Raw genomic sequence first — 22913 nt, forward strand, 5'->3', positions numbered from 1 at the left:
TCCTGACTCTACTGGCTATGTGCCGGGTAGCATGAAATAATTAGCGACAACAATTTAGCAGGAGTTAACAATGTTTGCAGGTTTACCTTCACTCACCCATGAACAGCAGCAAAAAGCCGTTGAGCGTATTCAGGAACTGATGGCACAGGGGATGAGCAGCGGTCAGGCAATCGCGCTGGTGGCAGAAGAGCTGCGCGCCAACCATACCGGCGAGCAAATAGTGGCGCGTTTTGAGGATGAAGACGAGTAACACAAAATGATCCGTATCGATTTCGTCATGGATGACGTCCTGTATCTTGATACGGATAGCCTCATCGGCTGGGATTTTTCCGGCATGAACTTACATCGTGCCATTTTTGACGGTATGTGCCTGGACGGCGCGCGTTATGACAATGGTCCACCGCGTTGAAACAAAAATCACGGGGCCATATCTGTTGATTAATTTGGGCTGTGTTTATGATGACGAGAAAAAAGGACGCTTTTCTGAGGTCAATGAAAGCGTCCGGATTGATTTTTAAAGCTGGAGTTTTAACTCACACAAGGGCTTTAAGTTCTTCCTGCATATAAGACGAGAAGTATTCAGGGTTTTTAATCACCACGCGTTCGCCAGAATCCATCTTTTTTGCCCATCCCACCATTTTTTCCGTGAATCCAGGATTCCAGCCTTCCTGTTCAGCTCGCGCAGTAATATCGGCGGTACTCGCGGGGACTCCCAGGTCATGCAAATATTTAAATATTCCTTTCGCCGTACTTTCATTCATCGAGCTTGGTGTTGATGCTGATACATCCATGGCACTAATGAAATCCAGGGCTTTATCTATTGCAGCAGGCATATTCTTGTCCTTAAATTAACCACGTTTTTGATAAGGCTATATATGACCTTAAATTGCATCTAATATCAAAGGGATTATAACGATATATCAGTAGTTAACCTGTTGACATTCAGTTATTTTAAAGGTAGCAGGTCATGGCGGGTTTTCTAGTGATACGGCAAAAAATTAACGGTGAATCGCCGCGCTCCAGCCAGATTGTTAAGGGCAGAAAAGTCAGAGTAAACGGCTCGGGGAGTTAACAGAATGGTTTAATTTGGGTGATTAATATCATTTTTGTATAGATGCAGTTGAAATCATAAAAATAAGTTACCTGACGGATTTCATTATTTATCTAAAGTATCCTTTTAAACACTGGCCGATTTGTTTATAACCGACCAGTATTTTCGAACAATTATCGTCTGATTTTTACTTTGATAGAATTCTTTTTCTGGAATTAAACCGCAGCGATAATCTTAATTTCAACCTTGTACTGCGGATTCATCAGCCCCGCCTGCACCGTGCAACGCACCGGCGCGTGACCCGCTACAATCCAGGCATCCCATGCTTTATTCATTGCCGCAAAGTCGTTTTTATCGGCAAGGAAAATAGTGGCATCCAGAATGCTCGATTTATTGCTGCCCTGTTTTTCCAGCACGGCGTCAATTTGCGCCAGCGTGTTGGCGGTTTGTTCAAAAGCATCGGCATCGAGGTTTTCTGGTACGCCAGTGTAGTAGAGCGTGTTGTTGTGGATCACCACATCAGACCAGCGGGCTTCAGCGTCGATACGAACGATAGTCATCATTATGTCCTCATTAACTTTCCATTTTTGTGCTGCAAAGACTGCCACAATGTGAGGTTGCCGTCACCACTTCAACTAGCGAAAACCAGCCTGGCCTGACATAATCCCTGTTCAAATCAACAGGGGGTAGTGTGACGGACGATTTTGCACCAGACGGTCAACTGGCGAAAGCGATACCAGGCTTTAAGCCGCGAGAACCACAGCGACAGATGGCGGTAGCCGTCACCCAGGCGATAGAAAAAGGCCAGCCGCTGGTGGTGGAAGCAGGAACCGGTACGGGCAAAACCTACGCTTACCTGGCTCCTGCGCTGCGGGCGAAAAAGAAAGTCATCATCTCGACCGGCTCAAAAGCGTTGCAGGATCAGCTCTACAGCCGCGATTTGCCAACGGTCTCAAAGGCATTGAAATACACGGGCAATGTGGCGTTGCTGAAAGGGCGCTCAAACTACCTCTGCCTCGAACGACTTGAACAGCAGGCGCTGGCGGGCGGAGATTTGCCAGTACAAACCTTAAGCGATGTGATCCTCCTGCGCTCCTGGTCTAATCAAACAGTCGATGGCGATATCAGCACCTGCGTTAGCGTGGCGGAAGATTCACAGGCGTGGCCGCTAGTCACCAGCACCAACGACAACTGTCTTGGCAGCGACTGCCCAATGTATAAAGATTGCTTTGTGGTTAAAGCGCGTAAAAAAGCGATGGATGCTGATGTGGTTGTGGTGAACCATCATCTGTTTCTGGCGGATATGGTGGTTAAAGAAAGTGGATTTGGCGAGTTGATCCCGGAAGCAGACGTGATGATCTTCGACGAAGCCCACCAGCTGCCGGACATTGCCAGCCAGTACTTTGGGCAGTCGCTCTCCAGCCGACAACTGCTCGATCTGGCAAAAGACATCACCATCGCCTATCGCACCGAATTAAAAGACACTCAACAGTTACAAAAATGCGCCGACCGTCTTGCCCAGAGCGCGCAGGATTTTCGTCTGCAACTCGGCGAGCCAGGTTATCGCGGTAATCTGCGCGAACTGTTAGCCAACCCACAAATTCAGCGGGCGTTTTTACTGCTCGATGACACCCTTGAACTCTGTTACGACGTGGCGAAATTGTCGCTGGGGCGTTCCGCCTTGCTGGATGCGGCATTTGAACGCGCCACGTTATATCGTACACGTCTGAAGCGGCTAAAAGAGATCAACCAACCAGGCTACAGCTACTGGTACGAATGCACTTCGCGCCATTTTACTCTGGCACTCACGCCGCTCAGCGTGGCGGATAAATTCAAAGAGCTAATGGCGCAAAAGCCCGGAAGCTGGATCTTTACCTCGGCAACGTTGTCGGTGAATGACGATCTGCATCATTTCACCTCGCGGCTTGGCATCGAACAGGCCGAGTCGTTGCTGTTGCCAAGCCCCTTTGATTACAGCCGCCAGGCGTTACTCTGTGTGCCGCGCAATCTGCCGCAAACCAACCAGCCAGGTTCTGCTCGCCAGTTAGCGGCAATGCTGCGACCGATTATCGAAGCTAACAACGGTCGTTGTTTTATGCTTTGTACCTCGCACGCCATGATGCGCGATCTGGCTGAGCAGTTCCGCGCTACCATGACGCTTCCCGTATTGTTGCAGGGGGAAACCAGCAAAGGGCAACTGTTGCAGCAATTTGTCAGTGCCGGTAACGCGCTTCTTGTGGCGACCAGCAGTTTCTGGGAAGGGGTGGACGTGCGTGGCGATACATTGTCATTGGTGATTATCGACAAGTTGCCGTTTACCTCGCCGGATGACCCGCTGTTAAAAGCGCGCATGGAAGATTGCCGTTTGCGCGGTGGCGACCCGTTCGATGAAGTGCAACTACCAGATGCCGTCATTACTCTCAAACAGGGAGTAGGGCGACTGATTCGCGACGCCGACGATCGTGGCGTGCTGGTGATTTGCGACAATCGGCTGGTGATGCGCCCTTATGGCGCCACTTTTCTTGCCAGCCTGCCGCCCGCGCCGCGTACCCGTGATATTGCCCGTGCGGTTCGTTTCCTTGCGATACCATCCTCCAGGTAATTTGTGATGGAGTATGGTATGATGCGCGCCTTTTTATTGATCTAAGCACGAAGACCCATGCGAATTCTGGCTATCGATACCGCGACAGAGGCCTGCTCTGTCGCCCTGTGGAACGACGGTACTGTCAACGCTCATTTTGAGCTTTGCCCTCGTGAACATACTCAACGAATCTTACCGATGGTGCAGGATATCCTGACCACCAGCGGAACTTCCCTGACTGACATAAACGCTCTGGCTTACGGGCGCGGCCCCGGTAGCTTTACTGGCGTGCGCATTGGTATTGGCATCGCGCAAGGGCTGGCACTTGGTGCGGAGCTCCCGATGATTGGCGTCTCCACGCTAATGACAATGGCGCAAGGGGCGTGGCGCAAAAACGGCGCAACTCGCGTACTGGCAGCCATTGACGCGCGAATGGGCGAAGTTTACTGGGCCGAATATCAGCGTGATGAAAACGGTGTCTGGCACGGTGAAGAAACCGAAGCCGTACTCAAACCAGAACTCGTTCATGAACGGATGCAACAGCTTTCCGGTGAATGGGCGACCGTGGGTACAGGCTGGCAAGCCTGGCCGGATCTCGGTAAAGAAAGCGGGCTGGTTTTGCGCGATGGCGAAGTGTTACTGCCCGCTGCAGAAGATATGCTGCCGATTGCCTGTCAGATGTTTGCCGAGGGTAAAACGGTGGCGGTGGAACATGCCGAGCCGGTTTATTTGCGTAACAACGTCGCGTGGAAGAAACTTCCGGGCAAAGAATGAATCTTAAGAGTATGCCCTGAGAAAAAAGGAGTCGCATCATGGCGGTTCAAAACAATGTTATCAAAGGCATACTGGCAGGTACGTTTGCGCTAATACTGAGCGGTTGTGTCACTGTGCCGGACGCCATTAAAGGCAGTAGCCCAACGCCGCAACAAGATTTAGTTCGGGTGATGAATGCGCCGCAGCTGTACGTTGGTCAGGAAGCGCGATTTGGCGGTAAAGTGGTTGCGGTGCAAAACCAGCAAGGGAAAACCCGCCTGGAAATTGCCACTGTACCACTCGACAGCGGTGCCAGACCGACGCTGGGAGAACCTTCTCGCGGTCGCATTTATGCCGATGTGAACGGTTTTCTGGACCCGGTGGATTTCCGTGGACAGCTGGTGACGGTTGTCGGGCCAATCACCGGTACGGTTGACGGAAAAATTGGCAACACGCCCTATAAATTTATGGTAATGCAGGCAACGGGTTACAAACGTTGGCATTTAACCCAGCAGGTGATTATGCCGCCACAGCCGATTGATCCCTGGTTTTATGGTGGGCGAGGCTGGCCCTATGGCTACGGCGGATGGGGTTGGTATAATCCCGGCCCCGCGAGAGTACAAACAGTTGTAACTGAATAATTGCTTGTTTTTAAAGAAAAAGAAACAGCGGCTGGTCCGCTGTTTCTGCATTCTTACAGTAAAGATAAAAATAAATAGTGACGCGCTTCGCAACCTTTTCGTTGGGTAATTATCAAGCTGGTAAGATGAGTTAATATTATGTTAACAACATGTTTATCACTTGGGGTTGCGATGACGACGAACACGCATTTTAGAGGTGAAGAATTGAAGAAGGTTTGGCTTAACCGTTATCCCGCGGACGTTCCGACGGAGATCAACCCTGACCGTTATCAATCTCTGGTAGATATGTTTGAGCAGTCGGTCACGCGCTACGCCGATCAGCCCGCGTTTATGAATATGGGGGAGGTCATGACCTTCCGCAAGCTGGAAGAGCGCAGTCGCGCGTTTGCCGCTTATTTGCAACAAGGGTTGGGGCTGAAGAAAGGCGATCGCGTTGCGCTGATGATGCCCAACTTATTGCAATATCCAGTGGCGCTGTTCGGCATTTTGCGCGCCGGGATGATTGTCGTAAACGTCAACCCGTTGTATACCCCGCGCGAGCTTGAGCATCAGCTTAACGATAGTGGCGCATCGGCGATTGTTATCGTGTCTAACTTTGCTCACACCCTGGAAAAAGTGGTTGATAAAACTGCAGTCCAGCACGTTATTCTGACCCGTATGGGCGATCAACTTTCTACGGCAAAAGGCACACTGGTTAACTTCGTTGTTAAATACATCAAGCGTCTGGTGCCGAAATACCATCTGCCAGATGCCATTTCATTTCGTAGCGCCCTGCATAACGGCTACCGGATGCAGTACGTCAAACCCGAACTGGTGCCGGAAGATTTAGCCTTCCTGCAATATACCGGCGGCACCACAGGCGTGGCGAAAGGCGCGATGCTGACTCACCGCAATATGCTGGCGAACCTGGAACAGGTCAACGCCACCTATGGGCCGTTGCTGCATCCAGGTAAAGAACTGGTAGTAACGGCACTGCCGCTCTATCACATTTTTGCACTGACCATTAACTGTCTGCTGTTTATCGAACTCGGCGGGCAGAACCTGCTTATTACTAACCCACGTGATATTCCGGGGCTGGTGAAAGAGCTGGCGAAATATCCGTTTACCGCTATCACCGGCGTAAACACCTTGTTCAATGCGTTGCTGAACAATAAAGAGTTCCAGCAGCTGGATTTCTCCAGTCTGCATCTTTCCGCTGGCGGTGGGATGCCTGTTCAGCAAGTGGTGGCAGAACGCTGGGTGAAACTGACCGGACAATATTTGCTTGAAGGTTATGGCCTGACCGAGTGCGCGCCGCTGGTCAGCGTTAACCCGTATGATATTGATTATCATAGCGGTAGCATCGGTTTGCCGGTGCCATCGACGGAAGCCAAACTGGTGGATGACGACAACAACGAAGTACCACCGGGTCAACCGGGTGAGCTTTGTGTCAAAGGACCGCAGGTGATGCTGGGGTACTGGCAGCGTCCGGATGCTACCGATGAGATCATCAAAAATGGCTGGTTACACACTGGCGACATCGCGGTGATGGATGAAGAAGGATTCCTGCGTATTGTCGATCGCAAAAAAGACATGATTCTGGTTTCCGGTTTTAACGTTTATCCCAACGAGATTGAAGATGTCGTCATGCAGCACCCTGGCGTACAGGAAGTCGCGGCTGTTGGCGTGCCTTCCGGCTCCAGTGGTGAAGCGGTGAAAATCTTCGTAGTGAAAAAAGATCCATCGCTTACCGAAGAGTCACTGGTGACCTTTTGTCGCCGTCAGCTCACGGGCTACAAAGTACCGAAGCTGGTGGAGTTTCGTGATGAGTTACCGAAATCTAACGTCGGAAAAATTTTGCGACGAGAATTACGTGACGAAGCGCGCGGCAAAGTGGACAATAAAGCCTGAGCGTTAAGTCAGTCGTCAGACGCCGGTTAATCCGGCGTTTTTTTTGACGCCCACTAAAGAGAATACAATTTGAATTACCAAATGATTACCACGGACGATGCGCTGGCTTCTTTGTGTGAAGCCGTCCGTGCCTTTCCGGCGATAGCCCTGGATACTGAATTTGTTCGTACGCGCACTTATTACCCGCAGCTGGGGTTGATTCAACTTTTCGATGGCGAGCATCTGGCGCTAATCGATCCACTCGGGATCACCGACTGGTCACCGCTGAAAGCGATCCTGCGCGATCCGTCCATCACTAAATTTCTCCATGCGGGCAGTGAAGATCTGGAAGTGTTCCTCAACACGTTTGGTGAATTGCCACATCCCCTGATTGACACGCAAATCCTCGCTGCTTTCTGCGGACGCCCGATGTCGTGGGGTTTCGCTTCCATGGTGGAAGAGTACACCGGCGTTACGCTCGACAAGAGTGAATCGCGCACCGACTGGGTGGCAAGACCGCTAACCGAACGTCAATGCGAATACGCGGCAGCGGACGTCTGGTATTTGTTACCGATCACCGCAAAGCTAATGGTAGAAACGGAAGCCTCTGGCTGGTTACCTGCGGCGCTGGATGAATGCCGCCTGATGCAAATGCGTCGTCAGGAAGTCGTTGCGCCGGAAGATGCATGGCGTGATATCACCAATGCCTGGCAGTTACGCACACGCCAACTGGCCTGTCTGCAACTGTTAGCCGACTGGCGCCTGCGTAAAGCGCGGGAGCGCGATCTGGCGGTTAACTTTGTCGTGCGTGAAGAGCATTTGTGGTCGGTGGCGCGTTATATGCCGGGGAGTTTGGGCGAGCTGGGCAGTCTGGGTTTATCCGGTAGCGAAATCCGCTTTCACGGTAAAACGCTGCTGGCGCTGGTGGAAAAAGCGCAGGCATTGCCGGAAGAGGCCTTACCGCAGCCGATGCTTAACCTGATGGATATGCCCGGTTATCGCAAAGCGTTTAAAGCGATTAAGTCGCTGATCACTGACGTGAGCGAAACACACAAGATCAGCGTCGAATTGCTGGCATCGCGTCGGCAAATCAACCAACTGCTGAACTGGCACTGGAAACTGAAACCGCAGAACAATTTGCCGGAGCTGATTTCCGGCTGGCGCGGTGAGCTGATGGCAGAAGCATTGCACAATTTATTGCAGGAATATCCGCAGTAAAACCTTCCTGAGCCGGACAGGTGCGTCCGGCTTCAGGCAAACTACAAATCCAACACCAGGCGTTTACCCTTCGCGCGTGAACAACAGATCAACATACTTTGCTGGCTGGCGCGTTCTTCATCGCTAAAATACTGGTCCCGATGGTCAGCTTCACCTTCCAGAATCGCCGTTTCGCAGGTCCCACATACCCCTTCACGACATAAACATTCCACTTTTGCCGCTTTATTATTTTCAATAACCTGCAAAATGGTCATCTCTTCCGGCACCACAAACTCTTTACCGGAACGGGCGAGTACCAGTGTAAACGCATCGCCGGTTTTGTCTTCAATAGCAAACTGCTCAAAGTGCAGCGCATCGGCGGCGATGTCCAGACGGGCAGCTTCACTTCTTACCGCTTCATTTAGCGCCTCGGGGCCACAGGTATAAACGTGTGTGCCAGGTTCGATATCCGCCAATAATCGCGCTAATTCAAGTCGCGTTCCGGTCGATGAGTGATGCAAATGGATTTTCTCAGCCTGCGGATGTTGGACTAGCTCATCACGAAATGCGCAACTTTCTGGATTTCGCGAGCAGTAATGTAGCTGCCAGTCGACGTCGCTGTGTTGCAACTCTGCCATGTGCGACAGGAAAGGGGTGATACCAATACCGCCCGCGATGAACAGATGCTTTCTGGCCGAGGGAATTAGCGCAAACAGGTTATTAGGCGTTGAAATGGTTAACCGATCGCCCACTTTTACCTGCTGATGTAAAAAGCGTGAACCGCCGCGCGAGTTTTCTTCCAGTCGAACGGCAATCTGATAATGAGTTGTATCGAGCGGCGAACTCAGTAGTGAATACGCATTGCTGTACTGGTTATCACCATCGCACATCTGCACAATGACGTGACTTCCGCCAGTGAACGCAGGCAGCGGTTTGCCATCGGTTGTCACCAGCGTGAAGCGTTTCACCTGTTCGGTAAGCGGTTCAACCTGGCTTACCTGTACTTCAAACATTTGATAGTCTGACATTGCTGTACTCCATCAAAAATCAGCCCGGCGGCGGAAAATACCGCCGCCGATGTCATTAGTCCTTAAACACCTGCGCCAGCAGATTATGGAAATGGGCGATACCGTGTTCGGAAATTCCGCTACCGCTACTGTCGGCCATGATGCGCCCCTGACCACGATAGCCACGCGATTTCAGCCCTTTCTGTACGCTTTCAACCAGACGTAAATCCTCCGGACGGAACACATCGCGATACCACTCAATCAGCGATTTTTGCTCGTCGGTCAACTCTTCATTGGTGAAGTAAATATCGTAGTTTTGCAGGGTAGTTTCAGAATCCACCGGGAATTCATAAATGACTGTCATCATCCCTTTGATCGGCGTGACGTTCAGCATAGTGCACGGCCACAGCCAGAAACCGTGGAATGCCGCATCCGTACCCTCTTCAAATTTAAACGACTGTTCGGACGGTTTGGCGAAACCGTATTGCAGCGTCCAGTTACCGTGCATGGTGTGCCAGTAACGATCAACCTGCACGGAGTCGGAGAAGCCTGGGTGCGCCGGACCACAGTGATAGCACTCGAGATAGTTATCGACAATGTTCTTCCAGTTGGCAGGCGTGCGGGTGGTAAAACGGGCCGCCAGTTTCAGGTCGTGGACTTCCGGGCAGGCTTCCAGCACTTTTGCGCCCAGACCGGGTAACTGATCTTCTACGCTGGTGGCGTTGGGGTCCATGTTGATGAAGACGAATCCGGCATACTCTTCCAGACGCACCGGGACCAGTTGTGCTTTGTCGCTGTCGAAATTGGCGACGTTTTCACAGTTACGTGCATGGGCCAGGTTGCCATCGAGTTTGAATGCCCATGCGTGATATGGGCAGGTAATCACATTTTTTGCTTTTCCTTCACCGCTCAACAACTGATGACCACGGTGCGGACAAACGTTATAGAACGCGCGCAAAACCTTATCACGACCGCGTACCAGCACGATGCTTTCGCCAATGATCTCACGCGTCACGTAATCATTAGCATTCGCCAGTTCGCTACTGTGGGCGACGCAAATCCAGCTTTTAGCGAAGACGTTTTCTTTTTCGTGTTCAAAGGCGTTCTGATCGGTATAAAAACGGGCAGGAATGGTCCACGCCTCTTGCGGGTTAGCGCAAAAATTTTCGGGTAGTACAAAGTCAGGGCTCAGATTGCTCATAGGGATACCTTTATCGTTAGGATGATGGCGCTCAGTTGTCGCCTTTGAATACGGTTCCCGCAGGGAGCACTGGCGTTTTTTCCGGGGCTTCAACCGGTGTCTGCGGGAGATAATGTTCAACTTGATGAGCCGGAATGTCGGCGTAATCCTGTTTCAGCCAGCGAAGAAATCCGCCGACTTTCACCAGTAAAATGACAAGGAAGGGAAGGGCTGTGAGCACGACGGTGGTTTTCATCGTTTCCAGCGACGCGCCGGTGAACAGAATTGAAAGCGGGATCAGTGTGATCACCACGCACCAGAAAAGACGCAGCCCACGGTCAGGATCGTCACCTTCCTGGAGATTTCGCGTACTGGTCGCCGCCATGGTGTAGGCCACCGCATCCATATGCGAGGCAAGGAAAATAATCATCACGCCCAGGTATGCAGCGAGGAACAATTTACCTGCAGGCAACGACATCAGAACTTGTTGAACGGCAGTTTCACCGCCCAGTGTTTCCAGCACCTGTGGGACGTTGATTACGCCATTGATAAACTGATGAATGGCATAGCTTTCCATTACACCGAAGAAGAACCAGCAACCGACGGTGCTGCCGAGGATCAGTCCCCAGATAACTTCTTTAATCTTACGGCCGCGCGAAACGCGGGTGACAAACATTGCTACGCCGGGCGTGTATGAGATCCACCACAGCCAGTAGAAAACGGTCCAGTTGCGGGTAAATGAACCATCGCCAAGCGGATCGGTAAATAAGCTCATTTGCAGGAAGTTTTGCGTGGTCAGGCCGATGGCATTGATGATGCTGTTGGTAATAAATTCGGTTGGGCCGACAATCAGAACCAGCAATGGCAGCAGGAAGGCGCCCCAGCCGACCATTTTGCTCAGACGTTGCAAACCGTTGTTGATACCAATCCACGAGCTAAGGCAAAAAATGCCGCCGGAAAGCAGGATAACAAAAGCCTGTACGGTGAAGTTATCCGGTAAACCGGTCAGCGCGGAAAGCCCACGGGTAAAGGTTGCGGCGGTGACGACCAGGGAAATGGTCAGTGCACCGACAGTGGCGATCAGGAACATCAAATCGACCAGTTTTCCCCACGGACCTTGCGGGCGAACGCCGGTAATGGCGGCAATAATGCCGGAAAGACTCAGCCCCTTATTTTTCCGCACATGGAAGTGGTAAGCCATGATTAATGAGGCCAGCGTATAGGTTGCCCACGCGCTGATGCCCCAATGGAAGAAGGAGTAGGGAACGCTAAATTCGAGTGCCTGTTGTGAACGCGGCGCGATATTTAAACCAGGCGTTTGATAATAATAGGCCCACTCAGCAACCCCCCAATAAAGCGTAGAAGAACCTAAACCGGCACAAATAAACATAAACAGCCAGGAGAGCGTGCTGTATTCCGGTTTTCCTTCGCCAAGACGAATATTGCCGTATTTACTGGTGGCTAAATAAATCACCAGTCCCATTGCCAGCAAAACCAATACCTGTACGGCGGAACCTAACGTACGCGTGACAAATGTGAATATTGCGTTGGCCGCGTCGGCCGATTGTTGTGGGAAAAGGCTTAATGCAGCTGCGATGAAAAGAATGGCCACCAGACTGATGCTTATCAGCGGCACATCTTTTTTCTTAACATTGCTCATCATGAGTCATCTCCTGGGCATAAAAGCCCGTCTCTGGCTTTTGCCAGTTGTAATTATGTGCAGGGTAATGAATTGCATGTTGTGTTTAACAAATTGATTATTTGCATGTTACATAAATTAAACAATTAAGAATACGGAAAGCCATAAAACACGAAACGGAAACAATAAAAGGTGAAATGACGCAGGTTATTTACTGAAGAGAATGAATAAAAAAACCGCGTCAGTGACGCGGTTCAAATAAACTGGTTTGACCTTAACGCAAAATAATATTGCAAATCGCGTCGGCAACCTGTGGTGTGGTGGCATTGCCTTTCATATCGGGTGTTTTCGGCCCGTGAGCAATCACTTCTTCAATCGCTGCCAGAATACCGTTATGCGCTTGCTGGAAACGCTCATCGCCATTGCCGAGGAAATCGAGCATCATTGCACCGGCCCAAATCGTGGCGATAGGGTTAGCAATATTTTTCCCGTAGATATCCGGCGCGGAACCGTGGACAGGCTCGAAGAGCGACGGAAAAGTACGTTCCGGATTCAGGTTGGCGGATGGGGCAATGCCGATGGTTCCGGTGCAGGCCGGGCCAAGATCGGAAAGGATATCGCCAAACAAATTGGATGCCACCACCACGTCAAAACGTTCTGGTTGCATCACAAAGCGCGCGCAGAGAATATCAATATGCTGCTTGTCCCAGCGGATCGCCGGGTAATTTTCTGCCATTGCTTCCACGCGCTCATCCCAGTACGGCATGCTGATGGCTAAACCGTTAGATTTGGTGGCAGAAGTTAGCGTCTTACGTGGGCGGCTTTGTGCAAGTTCAAAGGCATAACGCAAAATACGGTCGACGCCACGGCGGGTAAATACCGATTCCTGGATGACAACCTCATGCTCCGTTCCTTCGTTTAACCGTCCACCCAGAGACGAGTATTCGCCTTCTGTGTTCTCGCGCACTACGTAAAAATCGATATCGCCAGGCTGTTTCCCCGCCAGTGGGCAAGGTACGCCAGGAAAAAGGCGGACCGGACGCAGGTTAACGTATTGGTCAAATTCACGGCGAAATTTCAGCAGCGATCCCCATAACGAAATATGGTCCGGAACGGTATCCGGCCAGCCGACGGCACCAAAGTAAATAGCGTCGAAACGGCTGAGTTGTTCATGCCAGTCGTCCGGCATCATTTTGCCGTGATGGCTGTAATATTCGCAACTTGCCCACTCCATCTGCTCAAAGCTTAAGGCGAAGCCCCAGCGTTCAGCGGCAGCCTGTAACACACGAATCCCTTCAGGAAGGACTTCTTTGCCGATTCCATCCCCGGGTATTGCAGCGATCCGAAACGTTTTCATCATTGGGTTCTCACTTCCTGACCATCAAAATTGACAATACCCTCATCCTATAATTGACTGAAAAGGAATTAATCCCCGCAACTGGTGAAACATAAAACACGAATCATGAATAATTTACCGCTGCTGAACGATTTGCGCGTCTTTATGCTGGTGGCTCGCCGGGCTGGTTTTGCTGCTGTTGCAGAAGAAATGGGTGTTTCTCCGGCTTTCGTTAGCAAGCGTATCGCCTTACTGGAACAAACGCTGAACGTGGTGTTATTACACCGCACCACTCGTCGCGTGACGATCACCGAAGAAGGTGAGCGGATTTATGAGTGGGCGCAGCGCATATTGCAGGATGTCGGGCAGATGATGGATGAACTCTCCGACGTGCGCCTCGTGCCACAAGGGATGTTGCGTGTTATCAGTAGTTTTGGGTTTGGACGGCGAGTTGTTGCTCCGGCATTATCGGCGCTGGCAAAGGCTTATCCGCAACTGGAATTACGCTTTGACGTGGAAGACAGACTGGTCGACCTGGTTAATGAAGGCGTCGATCTCGATATTCGTATTGGTGATGACATTGCACCTAACTTAATCGCCCGCAAACTGGCGACCAATTACCGTATCCTCTGCGCGTCGCCGGAATTTATTGCGCAACATGGTGCGCCGAAACATTTCACGGACCTTTCAGCGTTACCCTGTCTGGTTATAAAAGAGCGCGATCATCCATTTGGCGTCTGGCAATTGCGCAATAAAGAAGGAAACCACGCCATTAAAGTCACCGGCCCGCTGTCGTCTAATCATGGTGAAATAGTGCATCAATGGTGTCTCGATGGTCAGGGTATTGCGCTGCGCTCCTGGTGGGATGTCAGCGAAAATATTGCCAGTGGCCATTTGGTGCAGGTACTACCGGAGTATTATCAGCCCGCGAATGTCTGGGCGGTGTATGTATCCAGGCTGGCAACATCAGCGAAGGTGCGGATAACGGTAGAGTTTTTACGCCAGTATTTTGCCGAGCACTACCCGAATTTTTCACTGGACCACGCCTGATTAATGATTCAATCATCGGGTTATTATCAGGTTAAAACCTGATTTTCTCCTTTCTAAGCCACTACAGATTGGTTAGCATATTCACCTTTAATCGCGCATTTCCAAAGAAAATTAAAGAGGTTAACGTGTTCGCTGAATATGGGGTTCTGAATTACTGGACCTATCTGGTTGGGGCCATTTTTATCGTGCTGGTGCCTGGGCCGAATACTTTGTTTGTGCTTAAAAATAGCGTCAGCAGTGGAGTGAAAGGTGGTTATCTTGCAGCCTGCGGCGTATTTATTGGTGATGCGGTATTAATGTTTCTGGCGTGGGCAGGTGTGGCAACGTTGATTAAGACCACACCGATATTATTCAACATCGTACGTTATCTTGGCGCGTTTTATTTGCTCTATCTTGGGGGTAAAATTCTTTACGCCACCCTGAAGGGCAACAATAGCGAGGCCAAATCGGATGAACCGCAATATGGCGCTATTTTCAAGCGCGCCTTAATATTGAGCCTGACCAACCCGAAAGCTATTTTATTCTACGTGTCATTTTTCGTGCAATTTATCGACGTTAATGCGCCACATACGGGTATTTCGTTCTTTATTCTGGCGATGACACTTGAGATAGTCAGCTTCTGTTATTTGAGCTTCCTGATTATTTCCGGCGCCTTTGTCACGCAGTACATTCGCACTAAAAAGAAACTGGCAAAACTAGGCAACTCTCTGATTGGTTTGATGTTTGTCGGTTTTGCCGCTCGACTGGCGACGCTGCAATCTTAATGCTTTCTGCCCGCGATGCCGCGGGCTTCCTTCCTGAACGCTACCGCGCCTGGACGTTGACGCAGTGCTAAAAAGTAACCAATAAATGGTATTTAAAATGCAAATTATCAGGCGTACCCTGAAACGGCTGGAATAAACGGTTTTCAGCGCATTTACCGAAGGAGGGAGAAGGATGCTACAAATCCCACAGAATTACATTCATACACGCTCAACACCTTTCTGGAATAAACAAACCGCACCTGCCGGAATATTCGAACGTCATCTTGATAAAGGAACTCGTCCCGGGGTTTACCCTCGATTGTCAGTTATGCATGGGGCGGTCAAATATCTCGGCTATGCTGATGAACACAGCACAGAACCTGATCAGGTGATCCTTATCGAAGCAGGGCAATTTGCGGTGTTCCCGCCGGAAAAATGGCACAACATTGAAGCCATGACTGACGATACTTATTTCAACATCGACTTCTTCGTTGCCCCTGAAGTCCTGATGGAAGGCGCAAAACAACGGAAAGTCATTCATACCGGGAGATGAATTATGGGCAAAGCAACGTATACCGTAACCGTCACCAATAACAGTAATGGTGTCTCTGTTGATTATGAAACAGAGACACCGATGACATTGCTGGTGCCAGAAGTTGCGGCGGAAGTGTTAAAAGATCTTGTTAACACGGTGCGCTCTTATGACACAGAAAACGAACATGATGTTTGTGGCTGGTGATTTTACCTGATAGAAAATTGCGCCATTTTATGCGTCATCGCAAAAAAAAATATGCGTGATGCTCATCACAATTTTTACTTCTTTGATGTTGTGCTATGCTTTTTATTAGCGACCAACTCGCTAATACAAAACAGATAAGGAAGGATAAAATGGGCATTCTGTCATGGATTATTTTTGGGCTTATTGCTGGTATTCTGGCTAAGTGGATTATGCCAGGTAAAGATGGTGGTGGATTCTTCATGACTATCCTGTTGGGGATTGTCGGCGCCGTGGTCGGCGGATGGATCAGTACACTGTTTGGTTTTGGTAAAGTCGATGGCTTCAACTTTGGCAGCTTCGTGGTTGCGGTGATCGGTGCGCTTGTCGTGCTGTTTATCTACAGAAAAGTCAAAAGCTAACGCTGAAATAAAACAAAGGCTGCTTTTTCGCAGCCTTTGCTATTTTTACAGGTGCAGTGTTACCACCACCCTAGCTCGGTACCGAGGACGACAATAATCGCAACACCCATCATAATAATCGTTGTTTTTTTCATCTTTATGCTCCTGGGGCAGCATAGCCGCCAATAAAAAACCACGCTAAAAATACGACTGCCGTAATAAAGATTACGACAGGGAAAATAATACCGATTCGCATGTTATCACCAATCAAAAGGATGTGAATACGCCTCAGGAATCCAGAGCTGAATGCGCGACAAAAGGCTTTTTCTCTTTGTGTTTTTTCTCCTGGTACATTGCAATATCGGCGGCATGCAGGGCGCTGTCGGCATCGGTTGTTTCAGGATCCACTTCAATAATGCCAAGACTGGCGCCAGGATAAAACAAGTCAACATCACCTAAGTGATATTCACCGCGTATTTGCTGCTGAATACGCTCACGCAATGACGGGATATCGGCATTTTCATCGGCCAGCGAAGCGACCAAAAATTCATCACCGCCGAGACGACCAATAATCTCGCTATTCTGATGTAGTGTGTTAAGGCGCTGGCCAACCTGAATAAGAAACAGATCGCCGCTATTATGACCAAAACGGTCATTGATTAATTTGAAGTTATCCAGATCGATAAAGGCAATAATTGCTTTACGCTTCAGATGCCGCGCGAGAGAAAACAGTGTCGTCAGATTATCAAAAATTGCCCTTCGATTCGGCAGTCCCGTCAAAGAGTCAGTATAAGATTGCGCAATCAACGCCGCATTAGCTTCACGCAATTGCTCAACCAGCGCCTCTTTTTGGATGTATTGTGTAATAAGCCCGGCGAATAACTGCAAAACTTGCTCCGCGCGTTCGCTCCACGGGCGTTTCTCGCTGCTGGCGGCGCAAAGCGTGCCGTAGAATGAGCCATCCGGTAAGTGAATCGGCGTGCTCAGAAATGTCGTGATCCCAAGATTGCGTGCCGCAATGCAGTCGCCCCAACGGTCAGGGACTTCATCGCTGAAAAAACAGTTCTCATCAATTGCGCGTTTGCACAATGAGTGATCCCAGGAAACGGTAAAATTCTCCGGGATGTGCATTTTCTGGCTATTACGGGCATACAAAATGTGTTGCAGGCGCGCGTCAATATCCACTTTTGTCAGATACGTCGACTCCATGTCGGTAACCATTTCTAGCATCTCCAGAAGTTGCCGGACCAGACTTTCCAGAGACTGTTCCGAGGCGAGTGACTGCGAGACGCGGGCAATGATCTGATCTGACACGAAAGAACTCCAGGAGGTGGTAGGTAAATGCTGAATATTTAATCTTTACAGGCATGATAAAACATCATCAACAAAGATGAAACCAGACGTAATATATTTCGAATGAATGTAAAAGAAATAGTGCTGCAAAACATAACGATACCGCGATACTCTAAAGTGTAGATAAACGAGAGAGATCACTATATGAAAGTTATCCGTTTTGCTCTGCCTTGCCTGTTAGTCCTGGCGGGGTGTTCAACCGCTTCTCAACCCGATGCACCTAAACCGCCACATGTTGGAATGGCTAATCCTGCATCGGTCTACTGCCAGCAAAAGGGAGGTGCGCTCATTCCGGTGCAAACAGCGCAAGGGGTCAGCAACAATTGCAAATTACCGGGCGGTGAAACGATTGATGAATGGGCATTATGGCGGAGGGATCATCCGGCTGATAGAAAATAACAACCGGATGCCGGGCTGGAATCACAAACTGCGTAGCCAATCGGCCAGCACCAGTGCATGGTTTTGCGTGGTATTTTTTGCCGAATAGAGTAGGGTTAGTGTCTGCTGGCGGGCAATATCCGCCAGTCGTTTCCCTTCTTGCTCATGCTGCGCCAGTTCTGCAAGATATTGTTCGCGAAAGGTTTCAAAATCGATCACTTCGCCGTGAAAGGCTTTGCGTAGTTCTGTTGAAGGCGTGATGGTTTTGTCCCATTCATCAAGTGCTAAATCTGTTTTCTTGATACCACGCGGCCAGAGACGATCGACCAGTACGCGATAACCATCGCCTTGTTCAGCCGCATCATAGACGCGTTTACACTGAATATTCATCGTGTTTGTTCTCCCTTTCACGCAACATTGCCACGCCACTATAGCACTTTGTTTTTATGGTTATGGCGGCTGCGGCAAAAACTACTGCTTACCAATAATCAGCGAAACCAGGCCAGCAGCAATAAGCGGGCCGACGGGCACACCGCGAAAAAGCGCTACGCCCAAAACCGTACCCATCAGCAATCCGGCTACCAGTTGTGGCTGACTACCCATTAACGTGACGCCGCGTCCGCCAAGCCAGGAAACAATCACGCCTACGGCAATCGCGACTAATGATTTCCAGTTCAGAAACGAGTGAACAAGTGTCGACGGTGGCAGCGTCCCGCTGGCGATTGGGGCCATAACACCGATGGTGAGAATAATTATCCCGATACTCAACCCTTGTTTTTCAATCCAGGGGAAAAAGGTGCTCAACGGTGTGACGCGGACAATGATCAACACCAGAATTGAAACTGCGACAGTGGTGTTGTGGCTGACAAAGCCCAGCGCAGCTAATCCGAGGAGGATTAACAAAGTGACATCAAACATCGTGGTTTCCTTGCCAAAAAATAATTATCCCCCGTACTTTACGCTTGCTGAGGGCAGGAATCAGACATTAATTACCCTTTTTGCATAAAAAATAGGGCGAATTGTCATCAAACTGCCATTTGCGTACGCTAACAATAACGTGAAAACAGTTATCTCCAGGGGTAAAACCATGAACGATCAAATGTTCATTGAGACACTGATTATCACGTCATCGTTTTTTGCCATTGCGGTTGTGCTGGTACTGTCAGTTTTGCTACTTGAACGGACCAGCTAGTTATACAGTACGGCGGAAATGGACCAGCTCTGGTTGCGCAATACGTAAATAATCTGCGGTGTTAAGAATAACTGATTTATCCAGCATGCCCGCATTGAAGGCAATTTCATCGAATCGCTCGAAGAGTAGTGGGTCGGCGACCAGTTTGAGTTTGGGGTGAAAGCTGAAAGGTGGGATGGCGCCAAAAACGCAGCCAGTGAGTTCATCGACCTCCGCCGGGCTGGCAAGCGAGGCGCGTAACCCGCCAATGTGACTGGCGAGTTGGCTCAGATCGGCCTGTTGATCGGCAGGGAGTATCGCTAATACATGTTGATTAACGCCATTACCTTTGACTTTACACACCAGCGCCTTGGCGCCCTGGCCCAAAGCGGTGCCGCGAATTTCTGACACCGCTTCACATTTGCCCACAGCTTCGTGGGTGACGATGCGGAAGTTAGCGCCTTCTTGTGATAATAAAGCGATTAAGCGCTGATGCGTCACGCTTCCTTTAGCCACTTCAGTCATTTCACGCTCCTGGATTTATAACTAAACAACCACAGAAGATTATCATGAACTGCTGTTTTTGTTCTGTTTATTGACATACAGACGTTCATCGGAAGCTTTATAAGCATCATGGATCGTATCGGTTTCTTTCATCGCGTAAATACCGGAAGAGAAGCCGATCTCTTTCTGCGGCGCGATGTGTTGCAGGCGTTTTTCAATACGTTCAGGCAATTGCGCAGCAATTTGTGGCGTCGAATCGACCAGGATGATGCAAAATTCATCACCGCCAAGACGGATAGCGTAATCACTTTTACGAATCGACTGTTTAATCGCCTGTGCTAATAAAGTAATCGCTAAATCACCTTCCTGATGACCCAGTGTGTCGTTAATTTGTTTTAACTTGTCCATGTCAATAGCAATGAACATGACTGCAGAACCTGCCTGAACCAGGCGTTGCAAGCGTTGCTGCAACTCAGGAGTCAATATTTTGCGGTTATACAATCCGGTCATCGCATCGCTAATATTTTCGCGAGTCACGTTTTGGTACAAGCGGAAGTGCATGCGTACCATATTCAGTAATATCAATGCCGTCAGCAGCCAGAAGACAACGCTTTTCCATGAAGAAGTAATAAAGTAAAGAATATCAATGGATAATGTGACGCGAATTCCACCAGGCAAGTCATGGACATAACTGACATACTGAAACAGATTGTCTTCACTCTGGTTGATAATAATGTCTCGGCCCGAGTCTACATCGGTAAGCGTTACATTGAGAAAACGCCAGAGGAGAGGGCGGTCATGAGTGTAAAAGATATTCCGCAGATTGTTTTTATTGATATCCAGCAGCACAATCCCTTTAAGTTCACCCGCGAGATAAACCGGCGTCAGCAAGCTCATCACATTCTGTTTGGTACGCTGATCCTGGTAAATGCTCGATAACACGGTGCGACCGGTAAACACCTTTTCAATATCTTTACGGTTAATGCCAATGCTTCCTGATTGCAAAAACGACCAGTTATTCATGGCGAAGTATTCAACATTGACCGGCTCATAAAAATAGACATAGCGGTCATTGAGATCGAGATAATAGTGAAATTTCTCTTCAGCCATCCCAAGACCGGAACCATATTCATCTTGATGGCGATTGCCTTCCACCGCTTGATCAAATGCGGGTAATAGCGCCGCTGCTTCCACAATTGTGTCACAGTCATCGGATGCGCTCTGTAATGTCCCGCGCAAGCCAGAATAAGTATGGGCCGTCAGATTTAATCCATGAGTATTATTGGCCGTTTCAAAAGCCTCGCAGATAGCACGTCGCTGTTCTGGCGACACCTCTGACTGCTCAGCAGCAAGTGCGCGCATGACATGTGCGGCAATACTCTGATTTTGATACTTATCATAGAGAAAGGAGGAATCCGCTTTCTGGACGATATAGCGCAAGTAGGCGCTCATCGCTCTGTCGCTGGCGACAAGTTCAAAAATAAGGAAGGAAGATGTCAGCACAATGACACTTGCGGCGATAAAATGCCGGAGCATTCTATGGTGCAATTTCATGATAAATGGCACTCCTTCGGTTAGTGAAATGAGAAAACCAGTTAAAGTTCGATTGCGGCCTGGCACAGGGGCGCTAATTATACTCATCTCTGTGCCGTTGGGGAGGAGAAATTTAGTGGTATTAGATATTAATTGTATGCAAAAGCCACGCAAAAAGCATGGCTGTGAATATTTTTGCACTCAAAGACGATGAATAATCACTTTGTTGCCTCCCTCGTTTTTCGCCTCACGTAAGGCTTTATCTGCTTCTGTCATGACAAGTGAAAGATTGTGCGTATCTCCGGTGGAAAAAACACTGCCAATGCTGATAGTCATTGGTTCAGGAACAGCATACCTGTTACTAAAGCCGGTCAGGAGTTCGACATTTTTACGCACACGTTCAGCAATAATTTTTGCCTGGGCAGCATTGAGTTCGGTAAATAGCAGCCCAAATACTTCCCCCTCAAGACGGGCTAAAATGTCATCGGGGCGGATACTTTGCTGGATAATATCGACAATTGAAACCAGCACTTTATCGCCCACATGATGTCCCCATAGGTCATTGATGCGTTTGAACTGGTTAATATCTACCAGCATGATACAAAAATCCTTCACAACAGGTTGCGACAATAATGACTCTACGCTGTTGAAAAAGTAACGGCGATTATAAATATTGGTCAACACATCATGAACCGCCAGTTTGCTGGAGAGTTGCAGTTCCTGAAAAATGTTATAAATCAGAAAAGCAACAACAAACAGTTTGCTGGAAACTTCAATACCACGACTGATGTACCAGATGGTGTAGTTATATTCATCCAGAGTCAGCAAAAGTAAGTTACAGCAGAGCGATGCCAGACATAATAACGCTATTGACGGCCAAAGTTCGCTGGTTAATCGTGTGCGCATGATAATAAAGAACAGTAAACATGCCCACAGACAAACCAAAATTTTTGTGTAGTTAATTCCCCAGCTCGCAGAATGGCTATCCGGACAGTAATCTACGACGTATAAGGAATAGTCAGGATTATAACTGCTCAGGTTGTGTGCCAGTAAGGGAAACAACATGAAAGGTATCAGTGCCAACAACAGGATGCAGGTTTTTTTCTTGTTGTTCGTTAGAATACTGTTTCGGTCATAACAGAAGAGAGCTAACGCTGTTAAGCAAATGAAACTTAGCTGGCGAAACAGATATAATATGGAAACATCATTTGATTTAGCCTGAATAAGTGTGCTGTCACTGATAGGTTTATGAATAATGACAATGGTTTCAGTTAAATAGAAAATACCACTTAAAAAAGCAAGGCTTAAAATGAGTGTTGGAAAAATTTCACGGTTAGTGAAATATTTCATTAGCATGAATAGAAAAATGACGGCGTTAAGGAAAAACAAAGCCACAACAACCATCAGGTAATTCATCTGCGGGATGAGTTTTACATTGGTGTTTTCGTTATATAAGGTGGTGATGCAAAATAAAATCAATGTCAGTAGCAAACTGAAAATAAAAAAGCTTTGTGCTTTTAGCTTTTGTGTACACATAGAAATCATAAAAAGGAGAGCAGTGTGAGTGCTGATTTTATTGATGGTCGAGATATGTGGTTTTGATCATGATCAATTTTCGTTATTGCTAAAAAATAATTAAAGAATAACCCCGGAAAAAAACGAGTTAATCAAATCATTTTTCCGAATGATTGTTTTCTGGAACTAAATTGTGTAAAGGTTGCGCTGTTATATTTAAAGCAATTGTAAGCTAACGTATGTAATAAATTAAATAATTTACAGTAAGCTAAAAATCAGCCAGGTAATAATGACCT

28 protein-coding genes are annotated in these 22913 nt (G+C 48.7%); 14 read left to right on the forward strand and 14 right to left on the reverse strand.

What is annotated here, in order from left to right; genetic code table 11:
- Positions 1–70: 70 nt before the first annotated feature.
- Both AACU94_RS07400 and AACU94_RS07405 read left to right on the forward strand, forming a co-directional pair.
- Positions 71–250 carry a YoaH family protein gene (locus AACU94_RS07400; RefSeq protein ID WP_130218763.1) on the forward strand — a complete coding sequence of 60 codons (180 nt, stop codon included), beginning with the start codon at positions 71–73 and terminating at the stop codon, positions 248–250.
- Between the two features lie 6 nt (positions 251–256).
- Positions 257–409, forward strand: a complete 153-nt coding sequence (locus AACU94_RS07405; protein ID WP_240726443.1) for a hypothetical protein — start codon at positions 257–259, stop codon at positions 407–409.
- Between the two features lie 124 nt (positions 410–533).
- Here AACU94_RS07405 and AACU94_RS07410 read toward each other — a convergent pair whose 3' ends face one another.
- Positions 534–833, reverse strand: coding sequence for a DUF1889 family protein (locus AACU94_RS07410; protein ID WP_130208426.1), 300 nt, complete (start codon positions 831–833; stop codon positions 534–536).
- A gap of 433 nt (positions 834–1266) precedes the next feature.
- A complete protein-coding gene (locus AACU94_RS07415) occupies positions 1267–1611 on the reverse strand; it encodes a RidA family protein (RefSeq protein WP_135489258.1) in 345 nt (114 codons plus the stop codon).
- A gap of 131 nt (positions 1612–1742) precedes the next feature.
- Between AACU94_RS07415 and AACU94_RS07420 the strand changes: the two genes are divergently transcribed.
- From AACU94_RS07420 to rnd, 5 genes are all read left to right on the forward strand, one after another.
- Positions 1743–3653, forward strand: coding sequence for an ATP-dependent DNA helicase (locus AACU94_RS07420; protein WP_130223495.1), 1911 nt, complete (start codon positions 1743–1745; stop codon positions 3651–3653).
- 57 nt (positions 3654–3710) lie between these two features.
- Complete coding sequence (gene tsaB, locus AACU94_RS07425) at positions 3711–4406, forward strand: tRNA (adenosine(37)-N6)-threonylcarbamoyltransferase complex dimerization subunit type 1 TsaB (RefSeq protein WP_130218767.1); 696 nt, start codon at positions 3711–3713, stop codon at positions 4404–4406.
- A 38-nt stretch (positions 4407–4444) separates the two neighbouring features.
- Positions 4445–5026, forward strand: a complete 582-nt coding sequence (gene yeaY / locus AACU94_RS07430) for a Slp family lipoprotein YeaY (protein ID WP_130218769.1) — start codon at positions 4445–4447, stop codon at positions 5024–5026.
- A gap of 204 nt (positions 5027–5230) precedes the next feature.
- Positions 5231–6916, forward strand: a complete 1686-nt coding sequence (fadD, locus tag AACU94_RS07435) for a long-chain-fatty-acid--CoA ligase FadD (protein ID WP_135489185.1) — start codon at positions 5231–5233, stop codon at positions 6914–6916.
- A gap of 81 nt (positions 6917–6997) precedes the next feature.
- Entirely contained in the window at positions 6998–8113 is a 1116-nt protein-coding gene (rnd, locus tag AACU94_RS07440; RefSeq protein ID WP_135489186.1) for a ribonuclease D, read from the forward strand.
- A 41-nt stretch (positions 8114–8154) separates the two neighbouring features.
- Here the strand turns inward: rnd and yeaX are convergent, their stop codons facing one another.
- The 4 genes from yeaX to dmlA all read right to left on the reverse strand — a co-directional run bounded on the left by yeaX (position 8155) and on the right by dmlA (position 13278).
- Positions 8155–9120 (reverse strand): carnitine monooxygenase reductase subunit YeaX, encoded by a 966-nt coding sequence (gene yeaX / locus AACU94_RS07445; protein ID WP_135489187.1) that lies wholly within the window; start codon positions 9118–9120, stop codon positions 8155–8157.
- A gap of 55 nt (positions 9121–9175) precedes the next feature.
- Complete coding sequence (gene yeaW / locus AACU94_RS07450) at positions 9176–10300, reverse strand: carnitine monooxygenase, oxygenase subunit YeaW (RefSeq protein ID WP_000067822.1); 1125 nt, start codon at positions 10298–10300, stop codon at positions 9176–9178.
- Positions 10301–10331: 31 nt separating this feature from the next.
- Positions 10332–11942 (reverse strand): BCCT family transporter YeaV, encoded by a 1611-nt coding sequence (yeaV, locus tag AACU94_RS07455; RefSeq protein ID WP_130218778.1) that lies wholly within the window; start codon positions 11940–11942, stop codon positions 10332–10334.
- A 250-nt stretch (positions 11943–12192) separates the two neighbouring features.
- The gene (dmlA, locus tag AACU94_RS07460) at positions 12193–13278 is read right to left on the reverse strand and encodes a multifunctional D-malate/3-isopropylmalate/tartarate dehydrogenase (protein ID WP_135489188.1); all 1086 of its coding nucleotides are present in this window, start codon (positions 13276–13278) and stop codon (positions 12193–12195) included.
- A 102-nt stretch (positions 13279–13380) separates the two neighbouring features.
- On the opposite strand from dmlA, the gene dmlR reads away from it, so the two are divergent.
- The 5 genes from dmlR (at position 13381) to AACU94_RS07485 (ending at position 16184) form a co-directional block, all read left to right on the forward strand.
- Positions 13381–14304, forward strand: coding sequence for a DNA-binding transcriptional regulator DmlR (gene dmlR / locus AACU94_RS07465; RefSeq protein WP_130257682.1), 924 nt, complete (start codon positions 13381–13383; stop codon positions 14302–14304).
- Between the two features lie 125 nt (positions 14305–14429).
- Positions 14430–15068, forward strand: a complete 639-nt coding sequence (gene leuE / locus AACU94_RS07470) for a leucine efflux protein LeuE (RefSeq protein WP_130208404.1) — start codon at positions 14430–14432, stop codon at positions 15066–15068.
- Between the two features lie 181 nt (positions 15069–15249).
- Positions 15250–15600 (forward strand): DUF1971 domain-containing protein YeaR, encoded by a 351-nt coding sequence (yeaR, locus tag AACU94_RS07475; protein ID WP_240725503.1) that lies wholly within the window; start codon positions 15250–15252, stop codon positions 15598–15600.
- 3 nt (positions 15601–15603) lie between these two features.
- On the forward strand, positions 15604–15786 hold the full coding sequence (locus tag AACU94_RS07480) for a DUF1869 domain-containing protein (RefSeq protein WP_064529220.1): 183 nt from the start codon (positions 15604–15606) through the stop codon (positions 15784–15786).
- A 149-nt stretch (positions 15787–15935) separates the two neighbouring features.
- Complete coding sequence (locus AACU94_RS07485) at positions 15936–16184, forward strand: GlsB/YeaQ/YmgE family stress response membrane protein (RefSeq protein WP_064529219.1); 249 nt, start codon at positions 15936–15938, stop codon at positions 16182–16184.
- 59 nt (positions 16185–16243) lie between these two features.
- Here the strand turns inward: AACU94_RS07485 and yoaJ are convergent, their stop codons facing one another.
- Genes yoaJ through AACU94_RS07500 form a run of 3 tightly spaced genes read right to left on the reverse strand, consistent with a single transcriptional unit; the run spans position 16244 to position 17477 of the window.
- Entirely contained in the window at positions 16244–16318 is a 75-nt protein-coding gene (yoaJ, locus tag AACU94_RS07490; protein WP_001386836.1) for a protein YoaJ, read from the reverse strand.
- Between the two features lie 2 nt (positions 16319–16320).
- Positions 16321–16419 (reverse strand): YoaK family small membrane protein, encoded by a 99-nt coding sequence (locus AACU94_RS07495; protein WP_001219350.1) that lies wholly within the window; start codon positions 16417–16419, stop codon positions 16321–16323.
- Positions 16420–16451: 32 nt separating this feature from the next.
- Positions 16452–17477, reverse strand: a complete 1026-nt coding sequence (locus tag AACU94_RS07500) for a sensor domain-containing diguanylate cyclase (RefSeq protein ID WP_130208400.1) — start codon at positions 17475–17477, stop codon at positions 16452–16454.
- 183 nt (positions 17478–17660) lie between these two features.
- Between AACU94_RS07500 and AACU94_RS07505 the strand changes: the two genes are divergently transcribed.
- Positions 17661–17915 (forward strand): putative hemolysin, encoded by a 255-nt coding sequence (locus tag AACU94_RS07505; protein WP_130218784.1) that lies wholly within the window; start codon positions 17661–17663, stop codon positions 17913–17915.
- A 21-nt stretch (positions 17916–17936) separates the two neighbouring features.
- Here the strand turns inward: AACU94_RS07505 and AACU94_RS07510 are convergent, their stop codons facing one another.
- Positions 17937–18284: a DUF488 domain-containing protein gene (locus AACU94_RS07510; protein WP_130257685.1), complete on the reverse strand. Its 348-nt coding sequence runs from the start codon at positions 18282–18284 to the stop codon at positions 17937–17939.
- Between the two features lie 81 nt (positions 18285–18365).
- Positions 18366–18812 (reverse strand): DUF441 domain-containing protein, encoded by a 447-nt coding sequence (locus AACU94_RS07515; RefSeq protein ID WP_130208396.1) that lies wholly within the window; start codon positions 18810–18812, stop codon positions 18366–18368.
- Positions 18813–18981: 169 nt separating this feature from the next.
- Here AACU94_RS07515 and yoaI point away from each other — a divergent pair, with 169 nt between their 5' ends.
- Positions 18982–19086 (forward strand): small membrane protein YoaI, encoded by a 105-nt coding sequence (gene yoaI, locus AACU94_RS07520; protein WP_130218789.1) that lies wholly within the window; start codon positions 18982–18984, stop codon positions 19084–19086.
- On the opposite strand, the gene yeaK is transcribed toward yoaI, so the two are convergent.
- The 3 genes from yeaK to AACU94_RS07535 form a co-directional block, all read right to left on the reverse strand.
- Positions 19087–19590 carry a mischarged aminoacyl-tRNA deacylase gene (gene yeaK / locus AACU94_RS07525; RefSeq protein ID WP_130218791.1) on the reverse strand — a complete coding sequence of 168 codons (504 nt, stop codon included), beginning with the start codon at positions 19588–19590 and terminating at the stop codon, positions 19087–19089.
- Between the two features lie 42 nt (positions 19591–19632).
- Positions 19633–21123 carry a diguanylate cyclase DgcJ gene (gene dgcJ / locus AACU94_RS07530; protein WP_130219014.1) on the reverse strand — a complete coding sequence of 497 codons (1491 nt, stop codon included), beginning with the start codon at positions 21121–21123 and terminating at the stop codon, positions 19633–19635.
- Between the two features lie 180 nt (positions 21124–21303).
- A complete protein-coding gene (locus AACU94_RS07535; protein WP_135489189.1) occupies positions 21304–22647 on the reverse strand; it encodes a sensor domain-containing diguanylate cyclase in 1344 nt (447 codons plus the stop codon).
- Positions 22648–22913: the final 266 nt, after the last annotated feature.

The sequence above is a fragment of the Escherichia sp. E4702 genome (assembly GCF_963883545.1).
GTDB lineage: Bacteria > Pseudomonadota > Gammaproteobacteria > Enterobacterales > Enterobacteriaceae > Escherichia.

Bases quoted from the DNA above. Each gene is read 5' to 3' on its own strand.
- AACU94_RS07415 (WP_135489258.1), bottom strand. From the start codon at position 1,611: ATGACTATCGTTCGTATCGACGCTGAAGCCCGCTGGTCTGATGTGGTG.
- dgcJ (WP_130219014.1), bottom strand. From the start codon at position 21,123: ATGAAATTGCACCATAGAATGCTCCGGCATTTTATCGCCGCAAGTGTC.
- yeaY (WP_130218769.1), top strand. From the start codon at position 4,445: ATGGCGGTTCAAAACAATGTTATCAAAGGCATACTGGCAGGTACGTTT.
- yoaI (WP_130218789.1), top strand. From the start codon at position 18,982: ATGAACGATCAAATGTTCATTGAGACACTGATTATCACGTCATCGTTT.
- dmlR (WP_130257682.1), top strand. From the start codon at position 13,381: ATGAATAATTTACCGCTGCTGAACGATTTGCGCGTCTTTATGCTGGTG.
- AACU94_RS07480 (WP_064529220.1), top strand. From the start codon at position 15,604: ATGGGCAAAGCAACGTATACCGTAACCGTCACCAATAACAGTAATGGT.
- AACU94_RS07495 (WP_001219350.1), bottom strand. From the start codon at position 16,419: ATGCGAATCGGTATTATTTTCCCTGTCGTAATCTTTATTACGGCAGTC.
- AACU94_RS07485 (WP_064529219.1), top strand. From the start codon at position 15,936: ATGGGCATTCTGTCATGGATTATTTTTGGGCTTATTGCTGGTATTCTG.
- AACU94_RS07410 (WP_130208426.1), bottom strand. From the start codon at position 833: ATGCCTGCTGCAATAGATAAAGCCCTGGATTTCATTAGTGCCATGGAT.
- tsaB (WP_130218767.1), top strand. From the start codon at position 3,711: ATGCGAATTCTGGCTATCGATACCGCGACAGAGGCCTGCTCTGTCGCC.
- AACU94_RS07535 (WP_135489189.1), bottom strand. From the start codon at position 22,647: ATGATTTCTATGTGTACACAAAAGCTAAAAGCACAAAGCTTTTTTATT.
- AACU94_RS07400 (WP_130218763.1), top strand. From the start codon at position 71: ATGTTTGCAGGTTTACCTTCACTCACCCATGAACAGCAGCAAAAAGCC.
- yeaK (WP_130218791.1), bottom strand. From the start codon at position 19,590: ATGACTGAAGTGGCTAAAGGAAGCGTGACGCATCAGCGCTTAATCGCT.
- AACU94_RS07405 (WP_240726443.1), top strand. From the start codon at position 257: ATGATCCGTATCGATTTCGTCATGGATGACGTCCTGTATCTTGATACG.
- AACU94_RS07515 (WP_130208396.1), bottom strand. From the start codon at position 18,812: ATGTTTGATGTCACTTTGTTAATCCTCCTCGGATTAGCTGCGCTGGGC.
- dmlA (WP_135489188.1), bottom strand. From the start codon at position 13,278: ATGATGAAAACGTTTCGGATCGCTGCAATACCCGGGGATGGAATCGGC.
- AACU94_RS07510 (WP_130257685.1), bottom strand. From the start codon at position 18,284: ATGAATATTCAGTGTAAACGCGTCTATGATGCGGCTGAACAAGGCGAT.
- AACU94_RS07505 (WP_130218784.1), top strand. From the start codon at position 17,661: ATGAAAGTTATCCGTTTTGCTCTGCCTTGCCTGTTAGTCCTGGCGGGG.
- yeaV (WP_130218778.1), bottom strand. From the start codon at position 11,942: ATGATGAGCAATGTTAAGAAAAAAGATGTGCCGCTGATAAGCATCAGT.
- yeaX (WP_135489187.1), bottom strand. From the start codon at position 9,120: ATGTCAGACTATCAAATGTTTGAAGTACAGGTAAGCCAGGTTGAACCG.
- rnd (WP_135489186.1), top strand. From the start codon at position 6,998: ATGATTACCACGGACGATGCGCTGGCTTCTTTGTGTGAAGCCGTCCGT.
- yeaW (WP_000067822.1), bottom strand. From the start codon at position 10,300: ATGAGCAATCTGAGCCCTGACTTTGTACTACCCGAAAATTTTTGCGCT.